The sequence below is a fragment of the Paenibacillus liaoningensis genome, assembly GCF_059609455.1.
On sequence record NZ_JCAALU010000008.1, the window covers coordinates 203,529 to 218,777 of the forward strand.

The following is a 15,249-nucleotide window of genomic DNA, read 5'->3' on the forward strand; positions in this document are numbered from 1 at the left end:
AAGAGAAAGGCAGATCCTTCTATGAAAAAGCGACTAATGGTCATAACAGCAGTACTCGTTTTCGTCTTGTTTGGCTCCTACTCTCTCCGGCATATGCATCAAGTCAAGACTTCGGAGACGTTCAGTAATGCTACGCTCAAGGTTGGTTCCTCGGGCAATGATGTGTACGAGCTGCAAGGCAGGCTGAAGCATCTTGGATATTTCAGCGGCAAAGTGGATGGACAGTTTGGAGCAAGCACGAAAAATGCCGTTACCTGGTTCCAATGGAAATTTGGAATGAAGGCCGATGGTGTAGTTGGGGCATCGACAAAGCTGAAGCTTTGGGAAGCGACTAAAGCCTGGAAGCCGACAGCAGCAGATTCTTCATCTGGACAAGCTGGCTCGGGTAATACAGCTGCCCCTAGCAATGGCGGCGGAGGTGGAAGCTCGCTTTCCAAGGGCAATAAGCTGGGCCTCAGCGCCAATGATTTGAAGCTGATGGCCAACGCCGTTTACGGCGAATCCCGAGGCGAGCCCTACGAAGGGCAAATAGCCGTTGCAGCCGTCATTTTAAATCGACTGCAATCGACGAGCTTTCCGAATTCGATTTCGGGCGTTATTTTTCAGCCGGGTGCCTTTACCGCGGTAGCGGATGGCCAAATTTGGCTGACGCCAAATGAAACAGCCAGCCGTGCGGTGATGGATGCCATCAATGGCCAGGATCCATCAAATGGCTGCTTGTATTATTTTAATCCGGAAACGGCAACCTCGAAGTGGATATGGACCAGGCCTCAAGTGAAAACGATAGGCAAGCATATTTTTTGCATGTAGAGCCTGTAAAGAAGCAACCGTTCTGCCTTAACGCAGCTCTGGTTGCTTCTTCCTTTTCGCATCGGTTAGAATGGTATAGGAAGCTCGAAATTGGAATACATTTACTTGAAGCATAGAACGTTATGCTTTTTGTAGGCATAAGAATTTAGTTTGGAAGGAGCTAGCGAAGGTGACACTTTTCGAAAGAGGACAATTTGGTCGAATACGGCTGCATGTGCTGCCAACTAAGCGTTTCAAGACGTTCGCGATTTCCTTGTTTGCCGGGCGCGTGCTTGCAGAAGATACGGTTACAGAGACAGCTCTTATTCCTTTTGTGCTGCGCAGAGGGACGGCGGCGACGCCTGAGACGAAAGCATTTCGCGAGCGACTCGATGATTTGTACGGTGCCGGCTTCGGCTTTGATGTATATAAGCGTGGCGATTCTCAAATCGTTCAATTCCGCATGGATGTGATTAATGATCAATTCGTATCTTCGGGCACGCCGCTGCTTGCTGCGTCATTAGGGCTGCTTGGCGAGGTGCTGACTGAGCCGCTGCTGGAAAATGGCGCATTCAGCCGCAAATACGTCGATGCGGAGAAAGTGACGCTCACGAAGCGGCTGGAGTCCATCGTCAATGATAAAATTCGCTATGCCGCTGAGCGCTGCGTTGAAGAAATGTGCGCAAATGAGCCTTATAGGCTGCATCCGCTTGGCAAGCTGGCTGTAATTGACGAGATAACCCCGGAATCTCTCTACAAGCAATATAAGAAGTGGCTTGATGAAGCGGCGCTCGATTTGTACGTAGTAGGCGATACTACGCTTGAGGAAGTGACAGCTTATGTACGTGATGCATTCAAGCTGACAGACGGAGCAGCGGCAAATTATCCAAAGGCAGACGTTACTCACCAGGTGCGCGAGGTTCATACGGTTGTTGAACGGATGGATGTGACCCAAGGGAAGCTTAATTTGGGCCTGCGTACGGGCGTCGCTTATGGCGATGATGATTATGCAGCAGCACTTATGTATAATGGTGTGCTGGGCGGATATCCGCACTCCAAGCTATTTTTAAATGTGCGTGAGAAGGAAAGCTTGGCTTATTATGCCGCTTCCCGTCTTGATGGACATAAAGGCATATGCACGGTGCAGTCAGGCATCGAAATCGAGAACTATGAGAAAGCGGTCAAAATTATTCGCGAGCAGCTTGAGAGCATGCGTCAAGGCGAGCTGTCCGAGCTTGAAATGAGCCAGACGAAAGCGATGATAGCGAATCATTTGCGCGAGCTGCAGGATTCCGCTTATGAAATGATTGCTTACGATTTTAATGCGGTGCTGTCCGGCAAGGAAAGAAGTGCCGAGAAGCTGCTTGAGCAGGTGCAGGCCGTTACTGCTGCTGATATTGTCAGAGTCGCACAAAATGTGCAGCTCGATACGATTTATTATTTGCGTGATCGGAAGGAGGCGTAACCATCGTGCAACCATTGGAGTATAAGGGCGTACAGGAGACGCTTTATCGTGAAGTGCTGGATAATGGGCTTGAAGTCATAGTGCTGCCTAAAGAGGGCTTTCATAAAACCTACGCAACATTTTCGACGAAATATGGCTCCGTAGATAATTGGTTTGCAGTCGGCGATGGGGAAGCGGTCAAAGTTCCCGACGGTATTGCCCATTTTTTGGAGCATAAAATGTTCGAGGAGCCAACTGGCGATATTTTCGCTACGTTTGCTTCCCAAGGCGCTTCAGCGAACGCTTTTACGAGCTTCGACCGTACTGTCTATTTGTTTTCAGCGACGGAGCAAATTCCTGCCAACTTAGAGACGCTCATTAATTTCGTGCAAAATCCTTATTTCACCGATACGAATGTGGACAAGGAAAAAGGCATTATCGAACAGGAAATCAATATGTACAAGGATAATGCCGATTGGCGCGTTTATTTTGGGCTTATTGATGCGCTGTACCACACCCATCCGGTTCATATTGATATTGCCGGCACTGTAGAGTCGATTTATCAAATTGACAAGGAAACGCTGTATCAGTGCTATGAAACCTTTTACCACCCATCCAATATGCTGCTGTTCGTCGTTGGCGGCGTAGATGCGAAGGAAGTATTTGAGCTTGTAAGGCGCAATCAAGCGGCTAAAAACTTCAAGCCGCAGGGTGAAATACGTCGTTTATTTGAGGATGAGCCGACTTCGGTCAAAACGCCGCATAAAGTAACGAAGCTTCCGGTATCGCTGCCAAAATGCATGTTTGGCTTTAAGGAGAAAAACACAGGGCTATCCAGCGAAGAGCTGCTGCGTCAGGAAGTTACTTCCAAGCTAATGCTGGACGTATTGTTCGGGCCAAGCTCCGCTTTGTATGAAGAGCTATATGAAAGCCAGCTTATTTCCGATTCCTTTGGAACCGAATATAATGCAAATCCGGGTTATGCGTTTTCGGTGCTTGGCGGAGATACGCCAAATCCAGAGCAGCTGCTAGCTCGTGTTAAGTCTGCTATTGAGCAAGCGCTTGAGAGTGGACTCGATGAAATCGCCTTTGAACGCTCAAAACGAAAAAAAATCGGCGGTTACTTGCGGATGCTGAACTCCCCTGAATCCATCGCAGGCGAATTTACACGCTACCGCTTCCGCGACAGCGATATGTTTGATGTACTGCCGTTGTATGAAAGCTGTACGCTTGAGCAGGCAAATGAGCGCCTGCGCGAGCATTTCGATTTTAATCAGCTGGCGGTATCAATAGTGGAGAAGCCTGAGGCGTGAAGACGCTGGGGGAGATGACTGTGCTTATAACAGGGGGAAGCCGTGGCATCGGCGCCGCAATTGCGCGGCGCTTCGCGGCGGAAGGCATGAATGTCGTCATCCATTATTTAAACGCCCATGAGGCGGCAAATGAAACAGCAAGGGAATGCTTGCAGCTTGGCGGAGATGCAATGACCATTACCGCTGATTTGCGCTCCAAGGAGCAGCTGCTGCGCATGCGAGACAAGCTTGAGGCACATAACCGAATGCCTGATATACTCGTTAACAATGGCGGTGTTGCGCATTATGGCATGCTCATGGACGTATCGGAGGAAGAATGGGACGACCTGATGGCTGTCAATTTGAAGGGAATGTTTTTGTGCAGCCAGATTTTTATGCCGCCCATGATTGAAAATCGTTTCGGCCGAATTATTAATGTTTCCTCCGTTTGGGGAATATCAGGCGCCTCCTGTGAAGTGCTGTATTCCACTTCCAAGGGAGGGATGAACGCTTTCACGAAAGCTTTGGCTAAGGAATTGGCGCCGTCGGGCGTTACAGTCAATGCGGTTGCTCCTGGAGCGGTAAACACCGAAATGATGGATGGATTCAATGAGGATGAGAAAACAGCATTAGAGCAGGAAATTCCGCTGGGCCGCCTCGGCCAGCCGGATGAAGTCGCTTCGCTCGTTTATTTTCTCTCCCTGCCGGAATCTTCCTACATTACAGGTCAAGTCATAAGTCCGAATGGCGGCTGGCATACGTAAGGAAAAATGCTGTTTTTTGATGGCAAATGATCCGCATAATCTGCCTCGTATCGAAGCAAAATAATGACTGTTGATGATTCTTCACAAAACAAGGAGGCGAAGAAAAATGTCAACCGTTCTTACAAACTTCGATACGTGGAAGCAGTTTTTGGCTGACAAGGTGCAGCATGCGAAGCAAATCGGAATGAATGATGAGGCCATCACCAGCCTGGCCTTCGAAATCGGTTCTTTTCTCGATGAAAAGGTCGATCCGAAAAATGAGGAGCAGCGCGTATTGAAGGAACTGTGGGATGCAGGCGACGATTCCGAGCGTAAAGTTCTAGCCTGCCTCATGATAAAGCTGGTACAAAAGGCGTAATCCGCTACATGTTATTCGCAGAAAAGCCTCCCGCACGGGGGCTTTTCTGCGAATATGAATCATAACCGCAAGCACCGGCCGCTATCTTTTCAATAGTTTTGATGTGAGGTTGCAGGATTGTGGCGAAAATTGTAGAATAAGATTTTGACGGACAACAGGAAATGTACGGTCAACAATGTGCTGGGATGGTGATTAGGCTGGAATCAAAACAATGGTATATGGAATATAAGATACATAAGAACAGGCCAGGCTTGCTCGGCGACATAGCTTCTTTGCTTGGTATGTTGGAAGTTAATATAATGACGATTAACGGTGTAGAAGACCGGACGCGCGGCATGCTGCTGCAAACCGATGATGAAGAAAAAATCGTGCTGCTCGGCAAAATGCTGAAAAAAGTTGATAATATTACAGTGAACAAGCTGCGGACGCCAACTATTGTAGATATTTTAGCTGTGCGCCATGGAAGATATATCGAACGGGATTCTGACGATCGCAAAACATTCCGTTTTACCCGCGATGAACTGGGTATTCTCGTTGACTTTCTTGGCGAAGTGTTTAAACGTGAAGGCAATCAGGTAATAGGTTTACGTGGCATGCCGCGCGTAGGGAAAACAGAATCCATCATCGCTGGCAGCGTATGCTCAAATAAACGGTGGGCGTTCGTTTCTTCAACGCTTCTCCGCCAAACGGTAAGAAGCCAGCTGTCGGAAGAAGAAATGAACGAAAATAATATTTTTATTATTGACGGCATTGTGAGCACGATTCGTTCCAATGAGCGCCATCATGCCTTGCTGCAGGAAATTATGGCTATGCCTTCGACGAAGGTCATTGAGCATCCCGATATTTTTATTAAAGAGTCCCAATACGATCACAGCCATTTTGATATTATTATAGAGCTGCGCAATACGCCGGATGAGGAAATTACGTACGAATCGTTTACTGCAAATTACTCGGATGATTTTTAAGTTGAAAGGAGGAAGCAGGCATGTCTAATCTTGGAGCGCTGCTCCGCAAGGCGCGTGAAGAACGCGGGCTGACGCTTGACGATATTCAGGAAACGACGAAAATTCGCAAACGCTACCTCGAAGCTATCGAGAGCGGCGATCACAGCGTGCTGCCGGGAAGCTTCTACTTGCGGGCCTTTGTGAAAAATTATTGCGAAGCTGTAGGGCTTGATACCGAAGAGGTGCTGCGCCTGCACGAGAAGGAAGTACCGAATACGATTACAGAAACATTAACGGAGCCTGTTACCACAAGGCCGCCCAGACGCGTACAGTCTGTCGGCTCTGACCGTATTGGCAAGCTCGGCTTTAATGTGATGATGTGGTCATTTTTGATTTTGATTGTGGCGGTCGTATGGATTTTTGTCATTAATCAAAAAGACAAACCTTCTGATATGGTTGATCAAGGTACGAAAATTACCGATGAATCTGCACCACCTACGCCAACGCCGGAAGCTGGAGCGTCAACGGGTGCTGTTGCGCCTACGGTTACACCATCTCCTACACCGACGATTCAGGAGGATGTGACGGTTACTTTTTCATCGAAAATCGGCAAGGTCGACCATTATGATGTAGGTCCAGGAACAGCCGTGCACAAGCTGGAAATCAAGGTTGCAGGCGGAAAAAGCTGGATGGAAGTTCGTGAAGGCGGCTCAAAAGGCAGCGCGCTGCTATCGGAAAATGCAAATGACGGCTCGACATTGAACTTTGAATTGACTCAGCCGTTATATATCAATGTGGGCCGTGCCGATCTGGTCACGATTTCAGTTGATGGCGTGCTTGTTCCCGATGGGGACCGTGCAGGCTCAAAAAAAATCCAGTTGAATCCGGCGGCATCGGCGAATGCAGGCAGCCCGGAAGCGACCGGTTCGGCTACGCCATAACACGGATAATAGCTATTTTATAGGGGAGTGGAGTTACATGTCTTCAGAAAGTTCATTTGATATTGTGTCCAAGGTGGACATGCAGGAGCTAAACAATGCGATTCAGCAGGCGGAGCGTGAAATCGAGACGCGCTTTGATTTTAAAGGCAGCAAAAGCAGCATTAAGCTGGAAAATGAAGAGCTGGTTCTCGTCTCTGATGATGAGTACAGATTGAACAGTGTAATTGATATTTTGCAATCGAAAATGATTAAACGCGGCGTGCCGATCAAAAATATGGATTACGGCAAAATTCAGTCGGCTTCGGCGAATACTGTTCGTCAGCATGTAAAGCTTAAGCAGGGCATTGATCAGGAGCATTCCAAAAAAATTAATATTTTGATTCGCGATTCGAAGCTTAAGGTGAAAAGCCTGATTCAAGGCGATCAAATTCGCGTAAGCGGCAAAAGCCGTGACGACTTGCAAGCTGTTATGAATTTGCTGCGCGGTGCTAACTTGCCGATTGAGCTGCAATTTACAAATTATCGTTAACCGCATGTGGCGGTATTGAAGTCCTCTTTTTTCGCTTTTGGCGGGAGAAGGGGGCTTTGTTAAACCTGTTTTTCTTCATTTTGACACCAGATTAAACAATGTATTATACTTGATAAGATAGTTTCGCGGAAGGGATCTGGGGAGACGCAGATGACAGAACAGGTGATTGCAATGATAGGCAATGGCAGGACGGATTTTGTTTTATTCGGGGAGGATGAGGTATGAATCTCGCCAATAAAATCACGCTGGTTAGAATTATTTTAGTGCCGATTATTATGGTTTTCCTACTCGTTAATATGAATGTGGGCTCAGTTGTATTTGATGACTATTCCATTACATATAACCAGATTATTGCGGCGATTATTTTTATTGTGGCAGCGAGTACGGATGGTTTGGACGGGTATATCGCCCGTAAGAACAAAATCGTAACCAACTTAGGCAAGCTTCTCGATCCTCTCGCTGACAAGCTGCTTGTGGCTGCGGTTCTGATTTCCCTTGTGGAGATGGATAAGCTGGCTGGCTGGATTGCCATCCTGATTATTAGCCGTGAATTCGCCGTTACGGGACTTCGTCAAATTGCGCTGCTTGAGGGCAGTGTTATGGCGGCCAGCAACTGGGGCAAATGGAAAACAGCTATACAAATTACGATGATTATCTCGCTTTTGCTTAACAATTTCCCATTTGCTTTCATCTCATTTCCATTTGATTTGATTGCAAGCTGGGTCGCAGTTGCGATTACGCTTTATTCCGGAATTGATTATTTTGTGAAAAATAAACATCTAATACCGGTTGAATAACGATGAAACGCGCTTTGCCGTTTTTTGAAAAGCATCTTTCCTGTTTCGGGAAGGATGCTTTTGCTTAAAATATAAGAAATTTATAAGTTACACCCCTATAATGGGCTTATATTTCATCGCGAAATGGCGCTGCCATTACCTAAAGGAGGATGAATAGCATGAAAGCAGAAATTATTGCAGTAGGTACAGAATTGCTGCTCGGACAGATTGTAAATACAAATGCACAGTATTTGTCCCAAGAGCTGGCCGCGCTAGGCATTGATGTTTATTTTCAAACCGTAGTCGGGGATAACCCCGAGCGTATTCGCAAAGCAATTGTGACAGCGAGAGAACGCGCTGACCTGCTCGTGTTTACAGGCGGTTTGGGGCCCACGCTTGATGATTTGACGAAGGATGTGCTGGCTGCTTATTTGAGCCGTGGTTTGTCCTTGCACAAGCCTTCCATGGATAAAATCGAAGAGCTGTTCAGCTCAAGAGGCGTACATATGGTTGAAAGCAATCGCAGACAGGCATTGTCTATCGATGGAAGCGTACCGCTGCACAATGCGGCGGGCCTTGCGGTAGGCAACGCTCTAACGGAGGATGGCACGCATTATATGCTGCTGCCGGGACCTCCACGGGAAATGAAGCCGATGATCGACGGGCCGGGCAAGGAATGGCTGCGGACGCTGCTCGGGCATGAGCAGCCGCTTTATTCGCGGTTGCTGAAGTTTGCAGGCATTGGGGAATCCAATTTGGAGGCTAAACTGCTCGATCTAATCGAGGCTCAGGTTGACCCGACAATTGCTCCTTATGCGAAGGAAGGCGAGGTAGCTATTCGCGTTTCGACGAAGGCGGCCACACAGGCAGAGGCTGATGGCAAGATTGATGCGACAGTGGAGCAGATTATTGAACGCATTGGAGAGCATCTATACGCCCAAGAGGACATTCCGCTGGAGGAGGCGGTCATAAGACTGCTTCGCGCTAGCAGACGCAAGCTAGCTAGTGCTGAGAGCTGCAGCGGCGGTCTGCTAGCAGAGTTGATTACGAGCGTACCTGGAAGCAGTGGGGAATACACGGGCGGTGTTGTAACGTATACGAATGAAATGAAGCATGCGCTGCTAGGCATACCTCTTGCGCAGCTAGAGGGCGAAGGGGCTCCTGGCGCCATAAGCGAATCGACAGCTGCGCTAATGGCTGAGCGGGTGCAGCAGCTCGCAGACAGCGATTTCGGCGTGTCTATAACAGGTGTTGCTGGCCCTGCGGAGAGTGAAGGCAAGCCGGTAGGGCTTGTTTATATAGCTATTGCCGAGCGTGGCAAGGAGACGATGGTTTATCCATTGCAATTAAGCGGCAGCCGGACGATTATTCGCGTTCGCGCTGTAAAAACATTGCTGTACCGTTTGTGGCTTGCAATTCAAAACTAACTATATAAGAGTTCTTCGACCAAAATTTGGCGAAAGGTGTTGCTTTTTGCCGGAAACGGGCGTATACTGAACTCAACTTACGGAAGAACCGTGGCGAAGATAACTTTGCTGCGGTTTTTTTTGTTTAGTTACAGATATTTAAAAGTTGCATGCCTTCCGTCGGCTTCACAAAAAAAACGAATGTATGTTCGAAAAAGTGCTTGGCAAAGGGTCGGAAAAAGGTTATCATTATATTATAAATAACGAAGGATGTGAGTTGATTGGCTGATCGTCGTGCTGCGTTAGATATGGCTATGCGTCAAATTGAGAAACAATTCGGCAAGGGCTCTATCATGAAACTAGGGGAATCAACACATATGCAAGTGGAGGTCGTGCCGAGCGGCTCGCTTGCTTTAGATATCGCACTTGGAATCGGGGGTTTCCCGAGAGGACGTATTATTGAAGTATATGGACCGGAATCATCTGGTAAAACGACCGTTGCGCTTCATGCGATTGCAGAAGTTCAACGTGCAGGCGGACAAGCTGCCTTTATCGATGCGGAGCATGCACTTGATCCGTTATATGCAAGCAAGCTGGGCGTTAATATCGATGAATTGCTGCTTTCCCAGCCAGATACAGGGGAGCAAGGGCTGGAAATTGCAGAAGCGCTCGTTCGTAGTGGCGCGGTTGACATTGTTGTTATCGACTCTGTTGCAGCACTGGTACCTAAGGCTGAGATCGAAGGCGACATGGGTGACTCGCACGTTGGTTTGCAGGCACGCCTAATGTCACAGGCACTTCGCAAGCTATCCGGAGCCATCAGCAAATCGAAGACGATTACGATCTTTATTAACCAACTGCGTGAGAAAGTCGGCGTTATGTTCGGTAACCCTGAGACGACACCAGGTGGACGCGCTTTGAAATTTTATTCCAGCGTACGTCTTGATGTCCGCCGGATTGAGACACTGAAGCAAGGCAATGATATGATTGGTAACCGTACACGTATTAAAGTTGTCAAAAACAAAGTGGCTCCGCCGTTCAAGCAAGCCGAGGTTGACATTATGTACGGTGAGGGCATTTCCAAAGAGGGTACGCTCGTTGATTTGGGCGTTGAACTCGATATTGTACAAAAAAGCGGTGCATGGTTCTCTTACAATGGCGAGCGCCTCGGTCAAGGCCGGGAAAATGCTAAGCAGTTTTTGAAAGACCATGAAGATATTGCAGACGTCATTGATAAGCAAATTCGTGATGCCAGCAACTTGGTAGCGACTGCTACTCAAGCGACAGGTCTTGGTCAAGAAGAAGAGGATGAAGACGATTTTGATGAGTCTGAATTGGACTAATACGCTCAATTAGTAGCGAAATGGATAAAGAATGATGATGACGCCGTTCCTTTCTAGGGACGGCGAACTTGTTTTATTTAGCATTTATAACTAGTTGCAAAACGTAACATGGAGGGCCTATGATTGAAATCAGAGCGGTTGAGAAAGACAGCAAGCATCGAAGCCGCTATCTTATATTCGCGGAAGGCGAAGAGCCGATTTTATCGGTTCATGAGGATCTGTTGATCCGCCATACACTGTTTAAAGGACAACTTCTTACAGAGGCGCAAATAGAGGAAATTGGCAGCGAGGACGAGCGTTATCGCGCTTATGCGATGGCGGTTTATTATTTGGGTTTTAAGCCGCGGACAAGCAAGCAAATAGAGCAGTATCTGAAACGGAAAATAATTGCTGAGGATCATATTAATTACACCATTGAGCGTTTAGAAAAGGAACATATTGTGGATGATGAACAGTATGCGATGCAATTTGCTGCTCAGCGAATGAAAAGCAGCCAGAAGGGCAGGCGTTACATTCAGCAGGAATTGCTGCAGCGGGGTGTGTCGAAAACAGCTGCGCTTGCCGCTACTTCGGCAATTGACAGTGAAATGGAGCTTGAAACAGCTATTGCTACAGCTTCCAAAAAATGGCGAACTATAAAAGGCGAGCCGTTTGAGCGCAGACGCAAGCTGGCAGCTTTTTTAATACGAAGGGGCTTTCCTGTAGACATTATTAAAGCCGCAGTAAAATCAGCGGAAGAGAATGCATAATCAATAAAGCAAAAAGATCACGTTGGGCTTTTGCTTGACAATTGATTTTACCAAAAGATAAAATGAATTTGTATTCCTTCCACATCAAATCTATTTTCCTTCCAAAAATTGATTTGAGAAGATTATTTTCGGCAAGTTGTTAGAAGATGAAAACGGTATGGAAACCGACTAAAATCAAATATCATTCCAAGCGTTTGCTTTTGTGAATGCAACGAGGAGGTGAACAAGAGGATGAATCCTATTTGGACGATCTTGATCAGTCTCGTTGTTGGCGTTATTTTCTTTGGAGTTGGTTATTTTATTCGAAAGTCGATTGCCGAAGCCAAAATTTCCAGTGCTGAGCAGGCTGCTATCCAAATCGTAGAAAATGCGAAAAAAGAAGCAGAAGCGCAGAAAAAGGAAACGGTGCTGGAAGCGAAAGATGAAGTCCACAAACTTCGTACCGAAGCTGAAAAAGACATTCGTGAACGTCGTAATGAGGTTCAGCGACAGGACAGACGTTTACTCCAGAAAGAGGAGTCGTTGGATAAAAAATTAGAAGCGCTGGAACGCAAAGAAGAATTAGTTGCCAACAAAGAGAAACGGATCGATGAAACCCAAGAACAGATTGATACCATCTATAAGCAGCAGCTTAGCGAGCTGGAGCGAATTTCCGGCTTGACGATGGAAGGTGCGAAATCGATTATTTTGTCTAATGTTGAACAGGAAGTACGACATGAGACAGCGCAGATGATCAAGGAAATCGAGCAGCAGGCTAAAGAAGAAGCAGATAAAAAAGCACGTGATATTATATCGCTCGCTATCCAACGTTGTGCGGCTGATCACGTAGCAGAAACGACTGTATCAGTCGTCTCCTTACCGAATGAGGAAATGAAAGGCCGCATTATCGGACGCGAAGGTCGTAATATCCGCGCTCTGGAAACATTGACCGGTATCGATCTCATTATCGACGATACACCGGAAGCGGTCATCCTGTCCGGCTTCGATCCTATCCGGCGTGAAATTGCCCGAACTTCACTTGAGAAGCTTGTCGCTGACGGACGTATCCATCCTGCTCGTATTGAAGAGATGGTTGAGAAATCACGCAAGGAAGTGGACGAGCGTATCCGTGAATACGGGGAGCAAGCTACTTTTGAGGTGGGTGTGCATGGCTTGCATCCTGACTTGATTAAGATTTTGGGAAGACTCAAGTATCGGACAAGCTACGGTCAAAACGTGCTCAAGCACTCCATGGAGGTTGCTTACTTGACTGGACTTATGGCTGCCGAGCTGGGCGAGGATATTACTCTCGCGAAGCGTGCAGGCTTGCTGCATGACATCGGTAAAGCACTTGACCATGAGGTTGAAGGCTCGCACGTTGAGATTGGCGTTGAATTAGCCAAGAAGTACAAAGAACATCCTGTTGTTATTAACAGTATCGCTTCCCACCATGGTGATTGTGAAGCCACTTCGGTTATCGCAATGCTGGTTGGTGCAGCTGACGCCTTGTCGGCAGCACGTCCAGGCGCACGCCGTGAGACGCTCGAAACGTACATCAAGCGTCTGGAGAAGCTGGAGAATATTTCGGAGTCATTCGATGGTGTTGAGAAATCGTATGCCATCCAGGCCGGCCGTGAAGTACGCGTTATGGTACAGCCTGAGAAGATTGACGATACAGAAGCATTCCGACTCGCTCGCGACATTACGAAGAAGATTGAAAGTGAGCTTGATTATCCAGGCCACATCAAAGTCACCGTTATTCGTGAGACACGGGCTGTGGAATACGCGAAGTAAACAGCATAGCAACGCGGAAAAGTGGCTGCCCTGCAGCCACTTTTCCTGTCTGAATAGGTAAAGGAAGTGAGCAGCAATGAACGTATTATTTATTGGGGATATTGTTGGAAGTGTAGGGCGTGCAGCCGTTAAGCAAGTGCTTCCAGCGCTTAAATCGAAATACAACCCGCATATTATTATCGTAAATGGCGAAAATGCAGCGGCAGGCCGGGGCATTACAAAGAACATTGTCAATGAGCTGTTTGAATGCGGTGTTCATGGGATTACGATGGGCAATCATACTTGGGATAACAAAGATATTTTTGACTGGATAGATGATGAGCCTCGTATCGTAAGACCTGCGAACTTCGCGGAAGGAACGCCAGGACAAGGCATGGCGATTATTAAAGCGAACGGCAAGCAGCTCGCCATTATAAATTTGCAGGGAAGAACGTTTTTGCCGCCGATTGATTGTCCGTTCCGCAAAGCGGATGAGCTAATCGAGGTGGCGCATGGAACAACGAAAAATATTTTGGTCGATTTTCACGCGGAAGCGACTTCGGAAAAAATTGCAATGGGCTGGCATTTGGCTGGACATGCTTCTGTCGTTGTAGGGACACATACACATGTTCAGACGAATGACGACACGATTTTGCCAGGCGGCACAGCCTACTTGACGGATGTTGGCATGACGGGGCCGAAGGACGGTGTGCTGGGGATGGAGCGCAATGCGGTGCTGCATCGGTTTATGACCCAAATGCCTACACGTTTTGTCGTGGATGAAGGCAAATGGCATTTGCATGGCGTGTCGATCCAAATCGACGATGCGACAGGCGAAACGACCAAATTCCAAAAAATTAGACTTGTAGAAGAAGATTGGCTGCTCATGTAGCAGCTTTTTTTTATTGAAAGTTTAGACAATTCAGAACAGTTCGTTAATTTCGGCAATAAAAGCAGGAATTTTTCTACCTCTCTCGAATACTATTGCTAGTAGTGGAATCCATCCATCATTCCCGAGGAGGTACATTTTTATGGATGTATTAAAAGTTTCAGCAAAGTCCAATCCAAATTCCGTTGCAGGTGCGCTGGCCGGAGTTTTACGTGAACGCGGCGCCGCTGAATTACAAGCTATCGGGGCGGGTGCACTAAATCAAGCAATTAAGGCAGTTGCGATTGCGCGAGGATTTGTTGCTCCCAGCGGGGTGGATTTAATTTGTATACCGGCTTTTACAGACATCGTAATTGATGGCGAGGATCGGACAGCGATTAAGCTCATTGTTGAGCCTAGATAAGCGCTTAAACGAAGCCTTAAGTCGTTAGAGAAATGTAGAAAAAAGTTCATATGTAACGCCTGCCTACAATCGCGTAAGCAGGTTTTTTGCTTTATAGTGACATATGTTGTTGTGGGATAAAACAAATAAATGTTATGATTGCCTAGCATGTTGCAGATTAGGCACATGATCCTTGTTGCAAGGAAAGCAGATCAATAAGCGAAGGGAAGTAAATGCAATGACACAAAAACTAGTACCTGTAGGGGTATCGGCACGCCATATTCATTTATCTCAAGAGCATGTCGCGATTTTATTTGGAGAAGGCTACGAGCTGACGGAGGCGAAAGCTCTCTCACAGCCAGGACAATATGCAGCAAATGAAACGGTTGCCGTAATCGGACCGAAATCTTCTTTTCCTAAAGTAAGAATTCTTGGGCCTGTCCGCAAGGCGACTCAGCTTGAAGTTTCCCGCACGGATGCTTTCTCGATTGGCGTAAACCCGCCGGTCCGAGAATCCGGTGATATTAGCGGCTCGGCTGGCATTACGCTGAAAGGGCCGGCTGGCGAAGTGACGATTGAGGAGGGCGTTATCGTTGCAGCCCGCCATATTCATTTCCACACGAGCGATGCTGAAAAATGGGGCATTGCCGACAAGCAAAAGCTGAAAGTGCGTTTTGGCGGAGATCGTGGCGTCGTATTTGAGGAAGTGATCGCCCGTGTATCCCCAGATTTCGCATTGGACATGCATATTGATACGGATGAAGCGAATGCCGCAGGCATTAAAAACGGGGATACAGCTGAAATTGTAGGCTAATCATCCTTTTTCCAAGATACAGCTTGTGAAGAAGCTGTAATAGGTTTTTCTCATTTTTGAAACGGATAGCAGCGAAG

The 15,249-nt window shown here is 47.3% G+C and carries 16 protein-coding genes; all 16 read left to right on the forward strand.

Features of this window, described 5'->3' with window-relative positions:
• Positions 1-21 precede the first annotated feature (21 nt).
• Positions 22-810 carry a spore cortex-lytic enzyme gene (sleB, locus tag AC6B99_RS13870; RefSeq protein WP_056038100.1) on the forward strand — a complete coding sequence of 263 codons (789 nt, stop codon included), beginning with the start codon at positions 22-24 and terminating at the stop codon, positions 808-810.
• A gap of 169 nt (positions 811-979) precedes the next feature.
• A complete protein-coding gene (gene yfmF, locus AC6B99_RS13875; RefSeq protein WP_494863936.1) occupies positions 980-2,254 on the forward strand; it encodes an EF-P 5-aminopentanol modification-associated protein YfmF in 1,275 nt (424 codons plus the stop codon).
• Positions 2,255-2,259: 5 nt separating this feature from the next.
• Positions 2,260-3,546, forward strand: coding sequence for an EF-P 5-aminopentanol modification-associated protein YfmH (gene yfmH, locus AC6B99_RS13880; RefSeq protein ID WP_056038094.1), 1,287 nt, complete (start codon positions 2,260-2,262; stop codon positions 3,544-3,546).
• A 14-nt stretch (positions 3,547-3,560) separates the two neighbouring features.
• Positions 3,561-4,289, forward strand: coding sequence for an elongation factor P 5-aminopentanone reductase (ymfI, locus tag AC6B99_RS13885; protein WP_056039063.1), 729 nt, complete (start codon positions 3,561-3,563; stop codon positions 4,287-4,289).
• A 106-nt stretch (positions 4,290-4,395) separates the two neighbouring features.
• Entirely contained in the window at positions 4,396-4,647 is a 252-nt protein-coding gene (locus AC6B99_RS13890) for a DUF3243 domain-containing protein (protein WP_056038091.1), read from the forward strand.
• 197 nt (positions 4,648-4,844) lie between these two features.
• The gene (locus AC6B99_RS13895; protein ID WP_046230848.1) at positions 4,845-5,612 is read left to right on the forward strand and encodes a DUF3388 domain-containing protein; all 768 of its coding nucleotides are present in this window, start codon (positions 4,845-4,847) and stop codon (positions 5,610-5,612) included.
• 20 nt (positions 5,613-5,632) lie between these two features.
• Entirely contained in the window at positions 5,633-6,532 is a 900-nt protein-coding gene (locus tag AC6B99_RS13900) for a helix-turn-helix domain-containing protein (RefSeq protein ID WP_056038088.1), read from the forward strand.
• Positions 6,533-6,569: 37 nt separating this feature from the next.
• On the forward strand, positions 6,570-7,061 hold the full coding sequence (locus AC6B99_RS13905; RefSeq protein ID WP_046230783.1) for a YajQ family cyclic di-GMP-binding protein: 492 nt from the start codon (positions 6,570-6,572) through the stop codon (positions 7,059-7,061).
• 221 nt (positions 7,062-7,282) lie between these two features.
• Positions 7,283-7,858, forward strand: a complete 576-nt coding sequence (pgsA, locus tag AC6B99_RS13910; protein WP_056038085.1) for a CDP-diacylglycerol--glycerol-3-phosphate 3-phosphatidyltransferase — start codon at positions 7,283-7,285, stop codon at positions 7,856-7,858.
• Positions 7,859-8,016: 158 nt separating this feature from the next.
• Positions 8,017-9,264 carry a competence/damage-inducible protein A gene (locus tag AC6B99_RS13915; RefSeq protein WP_056038082.1) on the forward strand — a complete coding sequence of 416 codons (1,248 nt, stop codon included), beginning with the start codon at positions 8,017-8,019 and terminating at the stop codon, positions 9,262-9,264.
• 260 nt (positions 9,265-9,524) lie between these two features.
• Positions 9,525-10,586, forward strand: coding sequence for a recombinase RecA (gene recA, locus AC6B99_RS13920; RefSeq protein WP_056038078.1), 1,062 nt, complete (start codon positions 9,525-9,527; stop codon positions 10,584-10,586).
• Positions 10,587-10,705: 119 nt separating this feature from the next.
• A complete protein-coding gene (locus AC6B99_RS13925) occupies positions 10,706-11,335 on the forward strand; it encodes a RecX family transcriptional regulator (protein ID WP_056038075.1) in 630 nt (209 codons plus the stop codon).
• Positions 11,336-11,566: 231 nt separating this feature from the next.
• Positions 11,567-13,108, forward strand: a complete 1,542-nt coding sequence (rny, locus tag AC6B99_RS13930; RefSeq protein ID WP_046230788.1) for a ribonuclease Y — start codon at positions 11,567-11,569, stop codon at positions 13,106-13,108.
• A 76-nt stretch (positions 13,109-13,184) separates the two neighbouring features.
• Positions 13,185-13,979: a TIGR00282 family metallophosphoesterase gene (locus tag AC6B99_RS13935; RefSeq protein ID WP_056038072.1), complete on the forward strand. Its 795-nt coding sequence runs from the start codon at positions 13,185-13,187 to the stop codon at positions 13,977-13,979.
• 139 nt (positions 13,980-14,118) lie between these two features.
• The gene (locus AC6B99_RS13940; protein WP_025335291.1) at positions 14,119-14,379 is read left to right on the forward strand and encodes a stage V sporulation protein S; all 261 of its coding nucleotides are present in this window, start codon (positions 14,119-14,121) and stop codon (positions 14,377-14,379) included.
• A gap of 217 nt (positions 14,380-14,596) precedes the next feature.
• Entirely contained in the window at positions 14,597-15,172 is a 576-nt protein-coding gene (locus AC6B99_RS13945) for a phosphate propanoyltransferase (protein ID WP_056038071.1), read from the forward strand.
• Positions 15,173-15,249 lie beyond the last annotated feature (77 nt).